Raw genomic sequence first — 14,689 nt, 5'->3', positions numbered from 1 at the left:
CGCCCAAGCGTTCATGAGAGGTAAGGGGGATCCATCATGCTGCCTGAAATTCTCGCTGTGGCGCTGGCCCTGAACGCACAGGAAGCCTCGACCGCCGTGACCGAGGCCGCGCAGACAGATGCCGCGCGACTAAACGCCTGTTTGGCCCAAGCGGAGTTTTCCGAGGCCTGCATCGGGGCCGTTTCCAGCGCCTGTCAGGACGATCCGGGCGGCTATACGACCTATGGCATGATGGAATGCGAGCGTCGTGAAAACGCGCTGTGGGATCAGCGCTTGAACGCCGCCTATTCGCAAATGCGCGAGAGGATGCTGGAGCGTGAGGCGACGACGCGGCGCGACGCCTTGCTGGCTGCGCAACGGCTCTGGTTGCAATACCGCGACGCCGAGTGCGAGCAGCGCGGGCTTGCCTATGAGGGCGGCACGATGAGGGGTGTGGTCCATAGTTCGTGCTTCAGTGATTTTACGGCGCGTCGGGCTCTGGAGCTGGAGCGCCAACTCGATGAGCTCTCTCGCTAGACACAAAAAACCCCGCGCCATCGGCGCGGGGTTTGTCGTTCGGGACTTACTTGTCCCAGTCCGGCGCCCAGTCAGGATCAATCAGGCGGCCTTCGGGGCTTCGCAAAGCATTGATGCGTCCTGTGTCTTCTTCGCTCAGTTCAATCTCGCTGATCTCGAAATTGGATTCGATGTGCGCGTTGCTGGAGCTGCGGGGGATGGCGATCACGCTGTCCTGATCCACCAGCCAGCGTAGAGTGATCTGTGCGGGGGAGGCCCCATGCTTGCTGGCGATCTCCTTGATCACCTCATCTTCAAACACCTTGCCCTGGCCAATGGGCGAATAGGCGGTCGGCGCCATTCCCGCGCTGCGACAGGCGTTCAGGACCGCGCTCTGGTCCAGGAAAGGATGATATTCCACCTGATTGACCACGAGGGGCGCTTTGGAGTGCGCCCGCGCTTCGTCCATCAGATCCACGGTGAAGTTGGACACGCCGATATGTTTGACGAAGCCTGACTCCACTACGTCGTTCATCGCTTTCATGGTTTCATCGAGCGGCACTTCGGGTACGGGCCAGTGCAGCAGCAAAAGGTCCACGTAATCGGTCTTGAGCTTGTCGAGGCTCTCTTTGACCGATGCTTGCAGGTCGCCATCCTTGAATTTGTCGCGCCAAACCTTGGTGGTCAGGAAAATGTCTTCACGCGCCACGCCGCTTTGATGCAGGCCTGCGCCCACTTCTTTTTCATTGCCGTAAATCTGGGCGGTGTCGATATGGCGGTAGCCGGTCTTGAGCGCATGGGCGACGCCTCGTGTGGCGTCCTCGTCTTCCAACTGCCAGGTGCCGAAGCCCAGCTTGGGAATGTCTGCGCCATTGGCTTGGGTCCGCTCGATCATCGTGCGCTCCTTGTTTGCGTGTCCGGTTGGACGTAAGCATCAAGAACGCGAAAGGAAGGGCGGAAGTTTCATTGCACCGCACCTTGAATGGCGGCTGACCCTATCGAAACCGGCTCGCCAGGGCGTGCGGCATCTGTTCCAGCATCTGCCTGGCGCTTGCATAACCCGCCTCGACCGCTTCGTCGAACCGCTTCCAGTCACGCATGTCGAGATCAAGCTCGGGCAGGACCAGAATATCGGCGGCGCGGCGGGTGAGAGCGTGTTGTTCCAGCGTGCCGGCGGTCGCTGCACGCATCAGCAGCGAGGCGATGGGGGGTGGATCGGACAGGCCATGGCGGGCCACCCAGCCGGCGAAATTGGGCGGATCGCGGAAATCATCAGCGTTGATGGCGTTATTGCGCGTGACGTCCGACCCCACATTGACGCCCCTGTGATAGGCCTTGAGCTCCTGGATCGGGAAATTGTTGAACACCGCGCCGTCCACCAGCACATCGTCGCCGTCCACAATGGGCGGCAACAGGCCCGGAATTGCGATGGAAGCCCGCAGGGCGCGCGACAGCGTGCCGGAGCGGTGAATGCGGGTCGCGCCGGTTGAGAGGTTCGAGGACACACAAAAGAACGGACGTGGCAATTCAGCGATATCCACCTCGCCGAAATGCTCCTTCAGACGCCGGTCCACGCGTTTGCCGCGAGTGAGGCTCACCACGGGCATCACCCAATCGCTTAACGGGTTGGAGGCGACGAAGGCGCGCCGCATCCGGTCTTCAAGCTCTGCATTATCCCATCCCATCGCCGCGCCCGCCGCGATGATGCCGCCCATGGAGGCGCCGCCGTAGAAATCGAACTCAACGCCCGCTTCCTTGAAGGCCCGGATCGCCCCCACATGGGCGTAGGCGCGCGAGCCGCCGCCCGACAGCACCAGACCGACCGATTTGCCCGCCATGGTGCGCGCCATATGGCGGACATCGCTGGCGTTGTGCTGACGCCAGTGAAAACAGCGAGCGGCGTCCGCGGCGTTGATCCAGTCAGACGGCGCAGCCGCTTTGCGCACGCCCTCGTTATGCACCATCACTACGTCGATCAGTTTCAGTTTGGCGGCGGGCGACGGGTCGTCGGGCATAAGCGGGATGGAGGGGCGCGCATCGGCGCGCGCCAGCATCCAGATGCGGTCCGCCCGCGCCATGGCGCGCCGCGCCCAGTTGGTGTCGCCCAGCCGAGCTTGAAGGATGACGATATCGTGCTCGGCTTCCAGAATGTCGAGCTTGGGGCCAGGCCAGTCGGCGCATTCCAGTCCGCAAGAAATGGACGTGACGCCCATCTCCGTGAGCGCGGTCTTCAGAAGATCGCTGCGATACTCAAGATCAATCGTCGGCGAGGTGGAAATCAGCGCAAAGACGCGCGGCTCGGAGCGGCGATAGGACTCCCCCGTTCGGATGCGCGACAACATCATCTTGCTCAGCTCGCGCATCAGCGAGGCGTGTTTGTTGGTCAGCTTGTCGAAGGCGGCCTTGGGCAGGCGCACCAGCTCAGAATCACGCAAGGCATAGACGCTGGCGGAATGGGGCCGGTCCTCGACCAGCGCCATTTCGCCAATGGGCTCGCCCGCCCGGATATGCCCCACCAGTTCAGGCCTTGCATCCGCGCCCGTCCGAAAAGCGGCGAGGGCGCCCGAGCGGACCAGATAGAAGGAATCGGCGACCTCGCCCTCTTCAAACAGCGTCTGGCCAGCGGGCAGGCAGAACCACTCCACCTCCGCTTCCACAGCAGAGAGCGCAGCCTTTTCAACACGATTGAAGAACGGAAGAAACCGCAGTCCCAACGCCATGGTCCGTGATCCTTCTGCCTTGCTCGCCTTGGTTAAGACTGCCCCATGCGTTTGACCGGCGTCAAAGCCTGGAACGCGCCTTCACGTTTCTCGCCACGGGCTGTGATCGCCTCCATGATGTCTTCAGGACACCACAGCGAGGCCTGAAGCGTCATGGCGTGCTCAAGGCTGTCCGCCACCGTATGATCACGCGCATAGAGGAACGAGCGCTTGACGCCGGAGATCGTCAGCGGCGCCTTGCTGGCGATTGTTTCCGCCACGGTGTCCACACGTGCTTTCAGCGCTTCGGGACTTTCAAGGACTTCATTGTAAAGCCCCAGCTTCTCCGCGCGATCAGCGCTGAGGGTTTCGCCGGTATAGGCTAGCTCCCGCGCGACGCCTTCGGGGATCAGGCCGGGCAGTCGCTGCAATGTGCCGACATCGGCGAACATGCCGATATTGGTCTCTTCAATGCGCATCCAGGCGTCTTGGGTTCCATAACGGATGTCCGCCGCGCAGATCATGTCGACGCCGCCGCCCACGCAGGGGCCCTGAATGGCGGCGATCACCGGAAAGCGGGCTTTTTCGAACGCGGTGAAGCTGTCTTGCAGCGCTGTGGCAGCCGTCATGAAGGCTTCGCGCATGGAGGCTGAGTCCGTTTTCAGCGCATTGGGATCAGTGAAGACCGAAATATCCATGCCGGCGGTGAAGACCGGACCTTCGGCGTCCAGAATCAGCACGCGGGTTTCGCCCGCATCAGACAAGGCGCCCACGGCATGGGGCAGCTCCGCCCAGAAGGCAGGCGTCATGGTGTTGCGCTTGTCCGCCCGGTTCAGGGTGATGCGCGCGATCGGCCCGTCCTGGGTCACTTTAAAACTGGTGTACTCGGTCATGGTGTCTCCTCCGTGGGAGACACCATGCCGAGCCCTTAAGGCGTGAACAAGCAGTCTGGCTGCGTGTTTGTGATTATTCCTCGAGCGTGTCGAGCGGATCGACGATGCGAAAACCGGGTGCATCTTCAAAGAATTGCTCCAGAAGATGCTTGTGACCAGCGCCGTAGATCAGCAGCAGGCGGTCGCCCGGTTCGGCGTGACGGGCGGCGTTGGCGAAGATCGCCAGATTGCGCGTCCACCATTCGCCCATTTCCTGAACCCCGATCGGGTCTTCAATCGTGCCCGTTTGCGCCAGCGTCAGATATAATCCATGGGCGTCATGGGCGAACTGGGAATTGGAGGCGCGCAAACGCGCCATCACACTCCCGCTTTCCATGTCTTGCATGAGAACCGGAACCGCAGCGTTGAAGTTTCCGAACTCCCCCAGCAAACGGTCCTGACCCGCGTCCTGCGCCGCCCCCATCATGCCTTCAAAATCCATGTCGGACGCCTGATCAATGGCGTAGAGGCGCTCATGTCCCAGGCGCGCCGCGAGCCGCATGCCCAGTTGCTGCCGCTCATTAACGGTCAGGGAGTGCTCGCCCGCCAGATAGGCCTGATAGGCGGCGTTGAACGCGTCTTCATGCTCAGGGGTCAACTCAACCATGACTTTCGTGGGCTCAAAGTCGGCGAGGGCGTCGAGCACTTCCGCGATTTCGGCTTGTCGCTCTGGGGCCAGATGATCATCGACCTGAGCATTGTGCAGATCCTGACCGCCGCCAGTGAAGTGGTAGCTGCCCAGGACCATCACTTCGATGGGGGCGGCGTCAGTTTCAATCCATTCGGTTTGCACCGGGGAGGCGAGGAGGGATATGGCGAGAGTGAGTGTAGCCAGCATGAGAACCTTCCAGAGTTTGCAGTCTTCTAATGTCTCAGTGATGCCGCCTGGCTTCTGATCGGATGCAAAGCGTTGCGCGAGAGGGGCGCGGCGCGCTAAGCAGCGCGTCAGTCTTGTTCCACCAGACGGAAAAAACGCGCCATGACCGAACTTCACACCCAGCTCGACGTGTCTTCAGACAGCTTCAAGGCCAATTCAGAGGCCATGGAGGAACTGGTCGCCGAGTTGCGGGAGAAGACCGCCGAAGCCGCCAAGGGCGGCAATGAGCGGGCGCGTGAAAAGCATCTCAAGCGCGGCAAGCTGTTGTCCCGGGATCGCGTTCAGCGGCTGCTCGATCCCGGTTCGCCCTTTCTGGAGCTGAGCGCACTGGCTGCGCACGGCATGTATGAGGGGGATGTCCATGGCGCGGGCATGATCACGGGCATTGGCCGGGTGTCGGGCCGCGAGTGTGTGATTGTCTGCAATGACGCGACGGTGAAGGGCGGCACCTATTACCCGATGACGGTGAAGAAGCACCTGCGCGCCCAAGAGATCGCACGCGAGAATCGCCTGCCGTGCATCTATCTGGTGGACTCAGGCGGCGCGAACCTGCCCCACCAGGCGGAGGTGTTCCCCGACAAGGAGCATTTTGGCCGCATCTTCTTCAACCAGGCCAATCTCTCCTCTGAGGGCATTCCCCAGATCGCGGTGGTTATGGGCAGCTGCACCGCAGGCGGCGCCTATGTGCCCGCCATGTCAGATGAGAGCGTCATCGTCAGAAAGCAGGGCACGATCTTCCTGGGCGGTCCGCCGCTGGTGAAAGCTGCGACCGGCGAAGTGATCTCGGCGGAAGATCTCGGCGGCGCGGACGTGCATGCACGTGAAAGCGGCGTGGTGGACCATTACGCCGCCGATGATGACCACGCCCTGCAGATCGCGCGCCGTATCGTGGCCGGGCTCAACACCGTCAAACCCAAGCAGCTCTTCCTCGAAGAGCCCCGCGATCCGCGCCTGGACCCGAAAGAACTGGGCGGCGTGATCCCTGCGGACACGCGTCAGCCCTTTGACGTGCGCGAAGTGATTGCCCGTCTTGTGGACGGCTCTGAGTTCGACGAGTTCAAGAAGCTCTATGGCGAGACGCTGGTGACCGGGTTCGCCCGTCTGCACGGCATGCCGGTGGGCATTATCGCCAATAATGGCGTGCTGTTCTCTGAAAGCGCGCTGAAGGGCGCGCATTTCATCGAGCTCTGCTGCCAGCGCAAAATCCCGCTTTTATTCTTGCAAAACATCACCGGCTTCATGGTGGGGTCCAAATACGAGGCGGGCGGCATCGCCAAGGACGGCGCCAAGCTCGTCACCGCTGTGTCCACCGCGAAAGTGCCCAAGATCACCGTGGTTATCGGCGGGTCTTACGGCGCCGGCAATTACGGCATGTGCGGCCGCGCCTTTGGTCCGCGCTTTTTGTTCATGTGGCCGAACGCGCGGATTTCAGTGATGGGCGGCGAACAGGCCGCGAGCGTTCTCGCGACGGTCAAGCGCGACGGCATGGAGCTGCGCGGCGAGGAGTGGAGCGCTGAAGCCGAGGAAAGCTTCAAGCAGCCCATTCGCGAGAAATACGAGGAAGAGGGCTCGCCCTATTACTCCACCGCCCGGATCTGGGATGACGGCGTGATCGAGCCTCAGGACACCCGCCGGGTGGTCAGCCTCGCCCTGTCCGCCGCCCTCAACGCCCCGGTGGAAGATACCAAGTTCGGCGTCTTCCGGATGTAGGCTCTGATCCGTCGAAGGCGCAGCAGCGTATAGAGCTTCATGACATTCAAGGAGCTCAATCATGCGTCTTTTCGCCTGCCTGACCGGGCTGGTCTCAGCGCTCGTCGCGAGCCCCGCTATGGCCGCTGAGGAACCCGCCTATAGGCTTGTGGAGCGCGACGGGCCCATAGAAATCCGCGATTACGCGCCACAGATCCTCGCGGAAGTGGTGGTCGAAGGCGATCGCCGCCAGGCGAGCGGTCGCGGCTTTCGCCCTTTGGCGGGGTATATTTTTGGCGATAACCAGCCGCGCGAAGAGATCGCGATGACCGCACCTGTGACCTCGACCCGTTCAGGGCAGGAGATCGCCATGACGGCGCCGGTGACCACGGAAGCCGATGCGGAGGGGCGCTGGACGGTGGCCTTCATCATGCCGTCTGAATGGACGATGGAGACGCTCCCCGAGCCCATGAATGATGACGTTACCCTGCGCGAACAACCGGCGCGGCGCATCGCCGTCTATCAGTTTTCCGGCATGATGAATGACGCCCGCGCCCAAAGAGGCCGGGAGGCGCTCGAGGCGTATCTGCAGGAACAAGGTCTCGAGCCGCTGAGCACGCCGACTTACGCGTCCTATGATCCGCCCTGGGTCCCGGGGCCGTTTCGGCGTAATGAAGTCTGGGTGGAAATCGCCGCCCGTTAAAGGCTTCGGTGCGGGCTCTGTGTCGCATGCCCGTGCGGAATGAATAGCGGTATTCTCCTCTCAACAGAGGAGAGAGCCATGATCCGCAAAATCTGCCTTCTCAACGCCCATCCCGACCCATCGCCCGAGCGTTTCTGTTCGGCGCTGACCGATGCTTATGAGGAGGCGGCTCTGGAGACCGGATGCCGTGTGATGCGCTTTAACCTGGGCGAGATGGAACTGCCGCCGCTCGACCGCGCCGAGGATTTCCTGACCCCGCCGGATCCGATGCTCGATCCCGTTCGGGATGCGATGCGCGACGCTGACCATGTGGTGATGATCTTCCCCCTGTGGCTGGGCGGGCTGCCAGCCAAGTCACGCACCGTGCTGGAGCATCTCGCCCGCGACGGCTTTTTTCTGGACCAGAACACGGAAGGTGCAGGCTGGTCCGCCCAGAAGATGAGAGGCAAATCTGCGCGCCTGATCGTGACCATGGGCATGCCTGGGGCGGCCTATAAGCTTTTATTTGGCGCTCACTCGCTAAAGGGGCTGGAATCCGGCATCTTCAAAATCTCGGGATTCGGGCCCGTCCGTCACAGCGTCTTCGGTCTGGTGGAGTCCAGCCCGCAAAGGCGAGAGCGCATGCTCAAAGCGGTGCGCAAACTGGGCAGACTGGCGTCGTGATCCTTCATCGGTCTGGGGGACGATCATGGATTTTCTAAACGACGTGCTGGCGTTCATGCGCGCCGGGTTCAACGAGATTAACGCGGTGCAGGGATTGTTGATTGCACTGATCGCGGCGGTTGTGTTGCCTGATCTCAAGCGCTTGCCGGTCATCGTTCTGGCGGCGACTGTCATTCATTTGGCGGTGGATGTTCTGATCCCGGTGATCGCCAACGGCGCCGCGCTGCGGCTGCCGCCGATCCTGGAAGGCGCGTATTGGCGTTACGCCGCCGTGGTGCTGGTGGGTTATCTGGTCGTCATTTCGATTTTTGCGATGATCAAGCGTCTGCTCTTCAAACGTTAACGCTGATTGAAGGAAAAAGCCGCTGATTCCTGTCTGCAGCGTCGCTTTTTGGGCGCTGCAACAAGAGTTTTGCTTGATTTTTGTTAACTTCTTGGCACGCTCCACACAGTGGCGGCCTGTATCAGGCTGGCTGGCGAGGGGATGACTATGGAATTTATTGATCAAATCTGGGCTTATATCGAGCCTGTCTGGGCCTGGCTGATGGCCGGGCTGCAATACTCCATTCATGGCGATGGCGGATCCATCAACTGGATCTTCCTGGGCGTTCAAATGGGCGTGATCGGGCTGGTGATGGCCCTCTTGATGCAGGAATACGCGGCGATCCTGATCTTCACCGTGATGGCGGCGATCGTGCATGTGATCGTCGACGTGGTTTTGCCGATGGTGCGTGACGGGGCCGCGTTCTCGATCCCGCCCGTGACCGATATGCTGTACTGGCAATACATCGCGTTTCTGGGCGCCGCCTATCTGGTCGGTTTGACGGTGCTTTACATCATCAAGGCCATTGTGCTGCCCCGCTAGACAGGCCTGACCATAAGGCTTGAAACAGCCCGTCGCCGGAACTGGCGGCGGGCTGTCGTCATTTGGCGCAGAGCTGACGGCTTGGCCCAGGCCGCGCAGCGCGGTAATCAGGACGCTCCACCAGCGATAACAAGAAGGCGATGTCTGATGGCTGCTGAAAATGAAGTTTTGCTCGATGTGACCCGAGGCGGCGCGGCCATCGTGACGCTGAACCGGCCTGACAAGCACAATGCGTTCAACGCCGACATCATCGCCCGTCTGTCAGATATTTTCGAGACCCTGCGCGCCAACACCGACGAAGTGCGCGTGGTGTTCCTGCGGGGCGCTGGCAAGAGCTTTTCCGCCGGCGCTGATCTTGAATGGATGAAGGCCGCAGCCGATTGGACCCATGACGACAACCAGGCCGACGCGCTGAACCTCGCGCGCATGCTCAAGCGGCTTTACGATCTGCCTCAAACCACCATCGCCCTGGTGCAGGGCGCGGCCATGGGCGGAGGCGCGGGTCTGATGGCGGCGTGCGATGTGGCTGTGGCGGTCAAGGACGCCAAAATTCGGTTCTCTGAAGTGCGTCTGGGGCTGACCCCGGCCACGATCTCGCCGTTTGTGGTGCGCGCCATCGGCCCGCGCTATGCGCGCGCCCTGTTTGCCACCGGTGAGGGCTTTGATGGCGAGTTCGCGCACAAGATGGGCCTCGCCCAGTATGTGGTCGAGAGCGCGGACGAGCTTGATGACATGATGGAATACCTCGGAAAGCTGGCCTTTCAGACGGCGCCCGGCGCCGTGCGTGACGCCAAGGATCTGGTGGACATGGTCGCCGGTCGTGAGATCAATGACGACCTTCTGCGCAAGACGGCTCATCAGATCGCCGACCGCCGGGTCAGCGAGGAGGGCCGCGAAGGCCTCGCCGCCTTCCTGGAAAAGCGAAAACCCTTCTGGACGGACTGACGCGCTTGGGGTTGCGTGAACTCGAAGCCTGGTTTCACCGTGAGCGAGAGGCCCTGCGCGCCCGCTGGGTGAGGGGGGCCTGGTCGCTGGCCAGTTTTGAGTTTCTCAGCTTCGGGATCAAACAGGGCTGGGCCTGCCTGTTTGGCGGGCTCATGCTGGCGCTGATCCTGGGCGTGTATCTGTTTTATCCTGACACTGCGCTGCTCCATCGGTTCGACGTCATCACGCTGGGCGCCGTTCTGATCCAGCTGGGCATGATCGCCTTTCGTCTCGAAAGCTGGGCGGAAGTGCGAGTGATCGCCGTCTTTCATGTCGTCGGGACGGCGATGGAGATTTTCAAGGTCCATGCGGGCTCTTGGCTCTATCCCGGCGCGAACGAGGCTTTGCTGGCCCTTTGGGGCGTGCCGCTCTTCTCGGGCTTCATGTACGCCAGCGTCGGCAGCTATATGACCCGGGTCTGGCGGATTTTTGAGTTTCGCTTTGACCGCTTTCCACCGGTCTGGGCGCAAGCCCTGCTGGCTCTGGCGATCTATATCAACTTCTTCAGCCATCATTATGTGATCGACGTCCGCTGGGTGTTGTTCGCCGCCAGCGCGCTGATCTATGGCCCTTGCGTGATCTGGTTTCGGCCGGATCGCAAGCATCGCTTCATGCCGTTGCTTCTGGGGCTTGTATTGGTGGCGCTGTTCATCTGGTTCGCCGAGAATATCGGCACCTATGCACGCGCCTGGTCCTATCCGGGGCAGGAAGACCAATGGGAAATGGTGTCGCTGGCCAAGCTTGGCAGCTGGTTCTTGTTGATGCAGATCAGCTTTGTGCTGGTGGTGCTGACCCGGGGCGCCGAACGTCCTGATACACAGAGCTAAGCTTGCACACAGGCACGGCTTGCCCCAAAACCGCGCCAACAGCTTTCACCGCAATGGATGTCCACCCATGATGAAAAAGCTTCTGATCGCCAACCGGGGCGAAATCGCCTGCCGCGTCATGCGCACCGCGCACAAGCTCGGCGTCGCCACTGTGGCGGTCTATTCCGAAGCCGATGCGGATGCGCCCCATGTGCGTCTGGCCGATGAAGCGGTCCTTCTGGGGCCTGCGCCGGCGCGCGACAGCTATCTGAAAGCAGACCTGATTCTCGACGCCGCGAAGAGAACAGGCGCCGATGCGATCCATCCCGGCTATGGCTTCCTGTCTGAAAACGCCGATTTCGCCCGGGCCTGCGCCAAGGCCGGTGTGATCTTTGTGGGGCCGTCTCCACACGCCATCGAAGCGATGGGGCTCAAGGACCGCGCCAAGGCGCTGATGGAGAAAGCTGGCGTGCCTGTGACGCCCGGTTATCACGGCGCGGAACAGGATCCCGATCATCTCAAGACCCAGGCCGACCAGATCGGCTATCCGGTGCTGATCAAGGCGGTCGCGGGCGGCGGCGGCAAGGGCATGCGCAAGGTGGAGGCGTCTGACGCCTTTCTGGAAGCGCTGGAAAGCTGCAAGCGCGAAGCTGCGTCGAGCTTCGGCGATGACCGGGTGCTGATCGAGAAGTTCATCTCCAGCCCGCGCCATATCGAGGTGCAGGTGTTTGGCGATAGCCGGGGGCGTGTGGTGCATTTCTTCGAGCGCGATTGCTCGCTGCAGCGCCGCCACCAGAAGGTCATCGAGGAAGCGCCCGCGCCGGGCATGACGCCCAATGTGCGCGCCGCCATGTGTTCGGCGGCGGTGCGGGCGGCTCAAGCCGTGGATTATGTGGGCGCCGGCACGGTGGAGTTCATCGTCGACGGATCCGGTCCGCTGCGTGAAGACGGCTTTTACTTCATGGAAATGAACACCCGTCTTCAGGTCGAGCACCCGGTGACGGAAGCTGTGACGGGGACCGATCTGGTGGAGCTGCAATTGCGCGTCGCGTCAGGCGGCTCCGTGCCGGAACAAGACCAGATCAGCCTGTCAGGCTGGGCCATGGAAGCGCGCCTCTATGCAGAAGACCCCGCCACCGGTTTCCTGCCTTCTATTGGACCGCTGGAGTATCTCGATCTGCCCGAAACCGATCTCGCCAAGGGCGTTCGCACGGATTCTGGCGTCCGCGAGGGCGGCGAGGTTTCGCTGCATTATGATCCGATGATCGCCAAGCTGATCACCTTCGCTGATACGCGCGAGGACGCGATCGACCGTCTGGTGGATGTGCTGGACACGCAGGTGCGCGTCTATCCGGTCAAGACCAATGCAGGCTTCCTGCGCCGGGCGCTGACCCATGCCGATTTCCGGGCCGGTGAGGTGGATACCCGCTTCATCGATGCGAGACTGGACCAGCTGGCTCCCAAATCCCCACCGGCTTTCAGCTATGTCGCCGCCGCTTTGAGTTTGACGGACGGGGCCGGCGCCTTCGCGGCGGACACGGACCCTTGGGCTGTCGCAGACGGGTTTCGCGCCAACTCAGACCCCGTTATCGAGCTGGGCTTTCAGGCAGAGGAGACACGCTTGTCCGTCTCGCTGAAACGCGACGATCATCGGTTTGACTCTCAGATTGGCGATCAGAGCTATGCGCTAACCGATCTGTGCCTGACGGGCGCGGAGATCCACGCCCGCTTGGACGGCCGACCTGTCTCGGCGCGCGTTAAGCCGCGCGGGCGGGGCGTGCTGGTGGCCTGTCAGGGCGAGACTCATCTGATCGAGCGTTATAATCCGGCCGCGCTGGCCGATGCTCTGGAAGCGGGCGGCGCAATCAAGGCGCCCATGCCCGGCAAGGTCTTGTCGGTGCCTGTGAAAGCTGGAGACGCCGTCAAAAAGGGCCAGACCCTGGCCGTGCTGGAAGCCATGAAAATGGAGCATGCGCTCGCCGCTCCGCGTGACGGTGTGGTGGAAAGCGTCGGCGCGTCTGAAGGCTCACAGGTGGGAGACGGCACCGTTCTGGTCACGCTCGCAGACGAATAAACGCTGCAAGGCCTGAGTTTGGCCCAACCGATGCACAGCACGTGATCAGGGACGTCATGGCGTCCCAGATTGCGACGGAGCTGTGTGATGACCGACCCTGTGCTGATCGATTGGAATGAAGACAAGCGGAAAGATTTCCGCGCCGGGGTCGTCACTGCGCGCCATCGGCTTCATATGGATCCGGCCTTCAGCGAGCTGGCGCTCGCAGCGCTCTTGAACCGTCATCCAAAAGCTCTGACTGACATTTGCACCATGGGCGACGACCCGACCGACCGCGAAAGCTGGCGGGCGGGCGAGGGGGGCGCCCTGAAAGGCCGTGAGCTGATCGAGGCCGTCCGCGCTGGCAAGCTGTGGATCAATCTGCGCCAGGCCATGGATACGGATGCGATCTACAAGCCGATCTTTGAGGCTTTGATCGCTCAGCTCAAACGTCTCAATCCGGGATTCAGCCCGCTGCGAGCCTATGGCGGTATTCTGATCTCCAGCCCGCGCGCGCAGGTGTTTTATCATTCCGACGTCTCCGAGACCTTGCTGTTGCACGTCAAGGGCAAGAAGCGCTTCCGGATTTATCCGCCGCGCGCGCCTTTCGTGGATGAGCAGTCCATGGAGGCGATTCTTCATAAGAGACAGACTGAAGACGTGCCGTTTAACCCGGACTGGGACGCCCAGGCCGCCCAGATAGATCTTGATCCGGGCGCGTTTGTGTCCTGGCCGCTGCATTCCCCGCACCGCGTGGAGAATCTGGAAGGGCTTAACGTGTCGATCACAGTCGAGATGGTGACACCGCAATCCACCCTTCAAAACGGCGTCTATCACGCCAATGGAGTGCTGCGTCAGATGGGCTTGACCCCGCGCACGGCTTCAAGCCGTGGGGTGCAGGCTTACGCCAAGCTGGGTCTTTCGAAAGCCTACAAGGCTATTCAGGGCGCCTTCGGTGTTCAGTCGCGCCCTGCGCCCAAAAGCGACACCACGTTTGATGTGGATCTGGCGCGCAAGGATGGATTGTCCGATCGCGCTCCCGCTTGACCCCGGCCCGAGGCGTTTTGTCCGGTACACGCCCTAGTCTTGCCGCATTAGGAAGGCGAGACTGTCGCTTTCTGGATGAGAAGAGGGTCTTCCCCCCATGGTTCGCAGTCTGATGCTGGGCGCTTGCGCCGCACTGTTTTCCGCGACTTCCGCTTTTGCTCTACTGCCAGAGCCGCTGGAACAGGCGCTCTCCGCGCCACTCAATGACCGAGAGGCGGCGCGCATTGATATGCGCATTGGCGTCAATAATGATCGTATCATGGTGCGGATGGTCGAAACCGACACGGGCGATAGCGATTACACGCTGCTGGCGCCGCCGGAAGACACCCTGAATGAAGCCCAGCGGGAGCTGTGGGACGATCTTCGTCAAGACGATGAAGACGAAGCCGCCGATGAAGAGGGCGGCTTCAGCGCCGAGGATTTTGATCCCGAAGAGCTACGCCGGATCATGGGCGAGGATGTCAGCCTGCTGCGCGAGGAGGACGGCCGCCTGATCTACGGCTTCGTACCGCTCGTCATGCCGGACTCAGAGGGTGAGCCTGACCGGACGGAGCAAAGGATGCTCGAGGCGATGCAGGGCGAGGTTCATGTGAACGCCGCCAATGGCCATGTGCAGGCGTTTCATCTCAGGCTCCAGGAAAGCGTGAAACCCAATTTCGCCGCTCGCATCGACGGCTTTCAGTTCTTGCAAGATTACGTCTTTGACGAAGCGGTGAACGGCCCGCGGCTGGCGAGCTTGCACTTCAACATCGCCGGGTCTGCAGCGTTCCAGTCCTTTGACGAGAACATGACCATTGAAATTCTCGACATTGAGTGGGCTGCGCCGGGTGCAGGCGCGGCGGTTGTTGAGGCGACGGAGTCGCCCTAATTCGGCGG

General features: G+C 61.7%; 15 protein-coding genes. 11 read left to right on the top strand and 4 right to left on the bottom strand.

Annotation, left to right across the window (positions count from 1 at the left end):
• The first annotated feature begins 36 nt into the window (after positions 1–36).
• Complete coding sequence (locus tag ACP154_RS13305; RefSeq protein ID WP_421858363.1) at positions 37–516, top strand: lysozyme inhibitor LprI family protein; 480 nt, start codon at positions 37–39, stop codon at positions 514–516.
• A 46-nt stretch (positions 517–562) separates the two neighbouring features.
• On the opposite strand, the gene ACP154_RS13300 is transcribed toward ACP154_RS13305, so the two are convergent.
• The 4 genes from ACP154_RS13300 to ACP154_RS13285 all read right to left on the bottom strand — a co-directional run bounded on the left by ACP154_RS13300 (position 563) and on the right by ACP154_RS13285 (position 4,964).
• A complete protein-coding gene (locus ACP154_RS13300; protein WP_421858365.1) occupies positions 563–1,390 on the bottom strand; it encodes an aldo/keto reductase in 828 nt (275 codons plus the stop codon).
• A 100-nt stretch (positions 1,391–1,490) separates the two neighbouring features.
• Positions 1,491–3,215: a patatin-like phospholipase family protein gene (locus ACP154_RS13295; RefSeq protein WP_107713404.1), complete on the bottom strand. Its 1,725-nt coding sequence runs from the start codon at positions 3,213–3,215 to the stop codon at positions 1,491–1,493.
• Between the two features lie 32 nt (positions 3,216–3,247).
• Positions 3,248–4,087, bottom strand: a complete 840-nt coding sequence (locus tag ACP154_RS13290; RefSeq protein ID WP_421858368.1) for an enoyl-CoA hydratase-related protein — start codon at positions 4,085–4,087, stop codon at positions 3,248–3,250.
• Between the two features lie 73 nt (positions 4,088–4,160).
• Positions 4,161–4,964, bottom strand: a complete 804-nt coding sequence (locus ACP154_RS13285) for a DUF5694 domain-containing protein (RefSeq protein ID WP_421858370.1) — start codon at positions 4,962–4,964, stop codon at positions 4,161–4,163.
• 141 nt (positions 4,965–5,105) lie between these two features.
• On the opposite strand from ACP154_RS13285, the gene ACP154_RS13280 reads away from it, so the two are divergent.
• The 10 genes from ACP154_RS13280 (at position 5,106) to ACP154_RS13235 (ending at position 14,681) form a co-directional block, all read left to right on the top strand.
• Complete coding sequence (locus ACP154_RS13280) at positions 5,106–6,713, top strand: carboxyl transferase domain-containing protein (RefSeq protein ID WP_421858373.1); 1,608 nt, start codon at positions 5,106–5,108, stop codon at positions 6,711–6,713.
• A gap of 61 nt (positions 6,714–6,774) precedes the next feature.
• Positions 6,775–7,395 (top strand): SOUL family heme-binding protein, encoded by a 621-nt coding sequence (locus ACP154_RS13275; protein WP_421858376.1) that lies wholly within the window; start codon positions 6,775–6,777, stop codon positions 7,393–7,395.
• A 78-nt stretch (positions 7,396–7,473) separates the two neighbouring features.
• Positions 7,474–8,058: an NAD(P)H-dependent oxidoreductase gene (locus ACP154_RS13270; protein WP_421858378.1), complete on the top strand. Its 585-nt coding sequence runs from the start codon at positions 7,474–7,476 to the stop codon at positions 8,056–8,058.
• A gap of 25 nt (positions 8,059–8,083) precedes the next feature.
• Positions 8,084–8,401 carry a hypothetical protein gene (locus ACP154_RS13265; RefSeq protein ID WP_421858381.1) on the top strand — a complete coding sequence of 106 codons (318 nt, stop codon included), beginning with the start codon at positions 8,084–8,086 and terminating at the stop codon, positions 8,399–8,401.
• Positions 8,402–8,548: 147 nt separating this feature from the next.
• Positions 8,549–8,923: a hypothetical protein gene (locus ACP154_RS13260; RefSeq protein ID WP_421858383.1), complete on the top strand. Its 375-nt coding sequence runs from the start codon at positions 8,549–8,551 to the stop codon at positions 8,921–8,923.
• A 147-nt stretch (positions 8,924–9,070) separates the two neighbouring features.
• Positions 9,071–9,868 (top strand): enoyl-CoA hydratase-related protein, encoded by a 798-nt coding sequence (locus tag ACP154_RS13255; protein WP_107713394.1) that lies wholly within the window; start codon positions 9,071–9,073, stop codon positions 9,866–9,868.
• A 5-nt stretch (positions 9,869–9,873) separates the two neighbouring features.
• Positions 9,874–10,734 (top strand): DUF817 domain-containing protein, encoded by an 861-nt coding sequence (locus ACP154_RS13250; RefSeq protein WP_421858386.1) that lies wholly within the window; start codon positions 9,874–9,876, stop codon positions 10,732–10,734.
• A gap of 67 nt (positions 10,735–10,801) precedes the next feature.
• The gene (locus ACP154_RS13245) at positions 10,802–12,787 is read left to right on the top strand and encodes an acetyl/propionyl/methylcrotonyl-CoA carboxylase subunit alpha (protein WP_421858389.1); all 1,986 of its coding nucleotides are present in this window, start codon (positions 10,802–10,804) and stop codon (positions 12,785–12,787) included.
• An 87-nt stretch (positions 12,788–12,874) separates the two neighbouring features.
• A complete protein-coding gene (locus ACP154_RS13240) occupies positions 12,875–13,813 on the top strand; it encodes a cupin-like domain-containing protein (protein WP_421858392.1) in 939 nt (312 codons plus the stop codon).
• Between the two features lie 97 nt (positions 13,814–13,910).
• On the top strand, positions 13,911–14,681 hold the full coding sequence (locus tag ACP154_RS13235; RefSeq protein ID WP_421858394.1) for a hypothetical protein: 771 nt from the start codon (positions 13,911–13,913) through the stop codon (positions 14,679–14,681).
• Positions 14,682–14,689 lie beyond the last annotated feature (8 nt).

Source organism: Oceanicaulis sp. (genome assembly GCF_965249665.1).
GTDB lineage: Bacteria > Pseudomonadota > Alphaproteobacteria > Caulobacterales > Maricaulaceae > Oceanicaulis.
This window is presented reverse-complemented; position numbering and strand designations above follow the sequence as displayed.

Excerpts from the sequence above, each read along its gene's own strand:
- ACP154_RS13305 (WP_421858363.1), top strand. The coding sequence starts at position 37 with ATGCTGCCTGAAATTCTCGCTGTGGCGCTGGCCCTGAACGCACAGGAA.
- ACP154_RS13300 (WP_421858365.1), bottom strand. The coding sequence starts at position 1,390 with ATGATCGAGCGGACCCAAGCCAATGGCGCAGACATTCCCAAGCTGGGC.
- ACP154_RS13295 (WP_107713404.1), bottom strand. The coding sequence starts at position 3,215 with ATGGCGTTGGGACTGCGGTTTCTTCCGTTCTTCAATCGTGTTGAAAAG.
- ACP154_RS13290 (WP_421858368.1), bottom strand. The coding sequence starts at position 4,087 with ATGACCGAGTACACCAGTTTTAAAGTGACCCAGGACGGGCCGATCGCG.
- ACP154_RS13285 (WP_421858370.1), bottom strand. The coding sequence starts at position 4,964 with ATGCTGGCTACACTCACTCTCGCCATATCCCTCCTCGCCTCCCCGGTG.
- ACP154_RS13280 (WP_421858373.1), top strand. The coding sequence starts at position 5,106 with ATGACCGAACTTCACACCCAGCTCGACGTGTCTTCAGACAGCTTCAAG.
- ACP154_RS13275 (WP_421858376.1), top strand. The coding sequence starts at position 6,775 with ATGCGTCTTTTCGCCTGCCTGACCGGGCTGGTCTCAGCGCTCGTCGCG.
- ACP154_RS13270 (WP_421858378.1), top strand. The coding sequence starts at position 7,474 with ATGATCCGCAAAATCTGCCTTCTCAACGCCCATCCCGACCCATCGCCC.
- ACP154_RS13265 (WP_421858381.1), top strand. The coding sequence starts at position 8,084 with ATGGATTTTCTAAACGACGTGCTGGCGTTCATGCGCGCCGGGTTCAAC.
- ACP154_RS13260 (WP_421858383.1), top strand. The coding sequence starts at position 8,549 with ATGGAATTTATTGATCAAATCTGGGCTTATATCGAGCCTGTCTGGGCC.
- ACP154_RS13255 (WP_107713394.1), top strand. The coding sequence starts at position 9,071 with ATGGCTGCTGAAAATGAAGTTTTGCTCGATGTGACCCGAGGCGGCGCG.
- ACP154_RS13245 (WP_421858389.1), top strand. The coding sequence starts at position 10,802 with ATGATGAAAAAGCTTCTGATCGCCAACCGGGGCGAAATCGCCTGCCGC.
- ACP154_RS13240 (WP_421858392.1), top strand. The coding sequence starts at position 12,875 with ATGACCGACCCTGTGCTGATCGATTGGAATGAAGACAAGCGGAAAGAT.
- ACP154_RS13235 (WP_421858394.1), top strand. The coding sequence starts at position 13,911 with ATGGTTCGCAGTCTGATGCTGGGCGCTTGCGCCGCACTGTTTTCCGCG.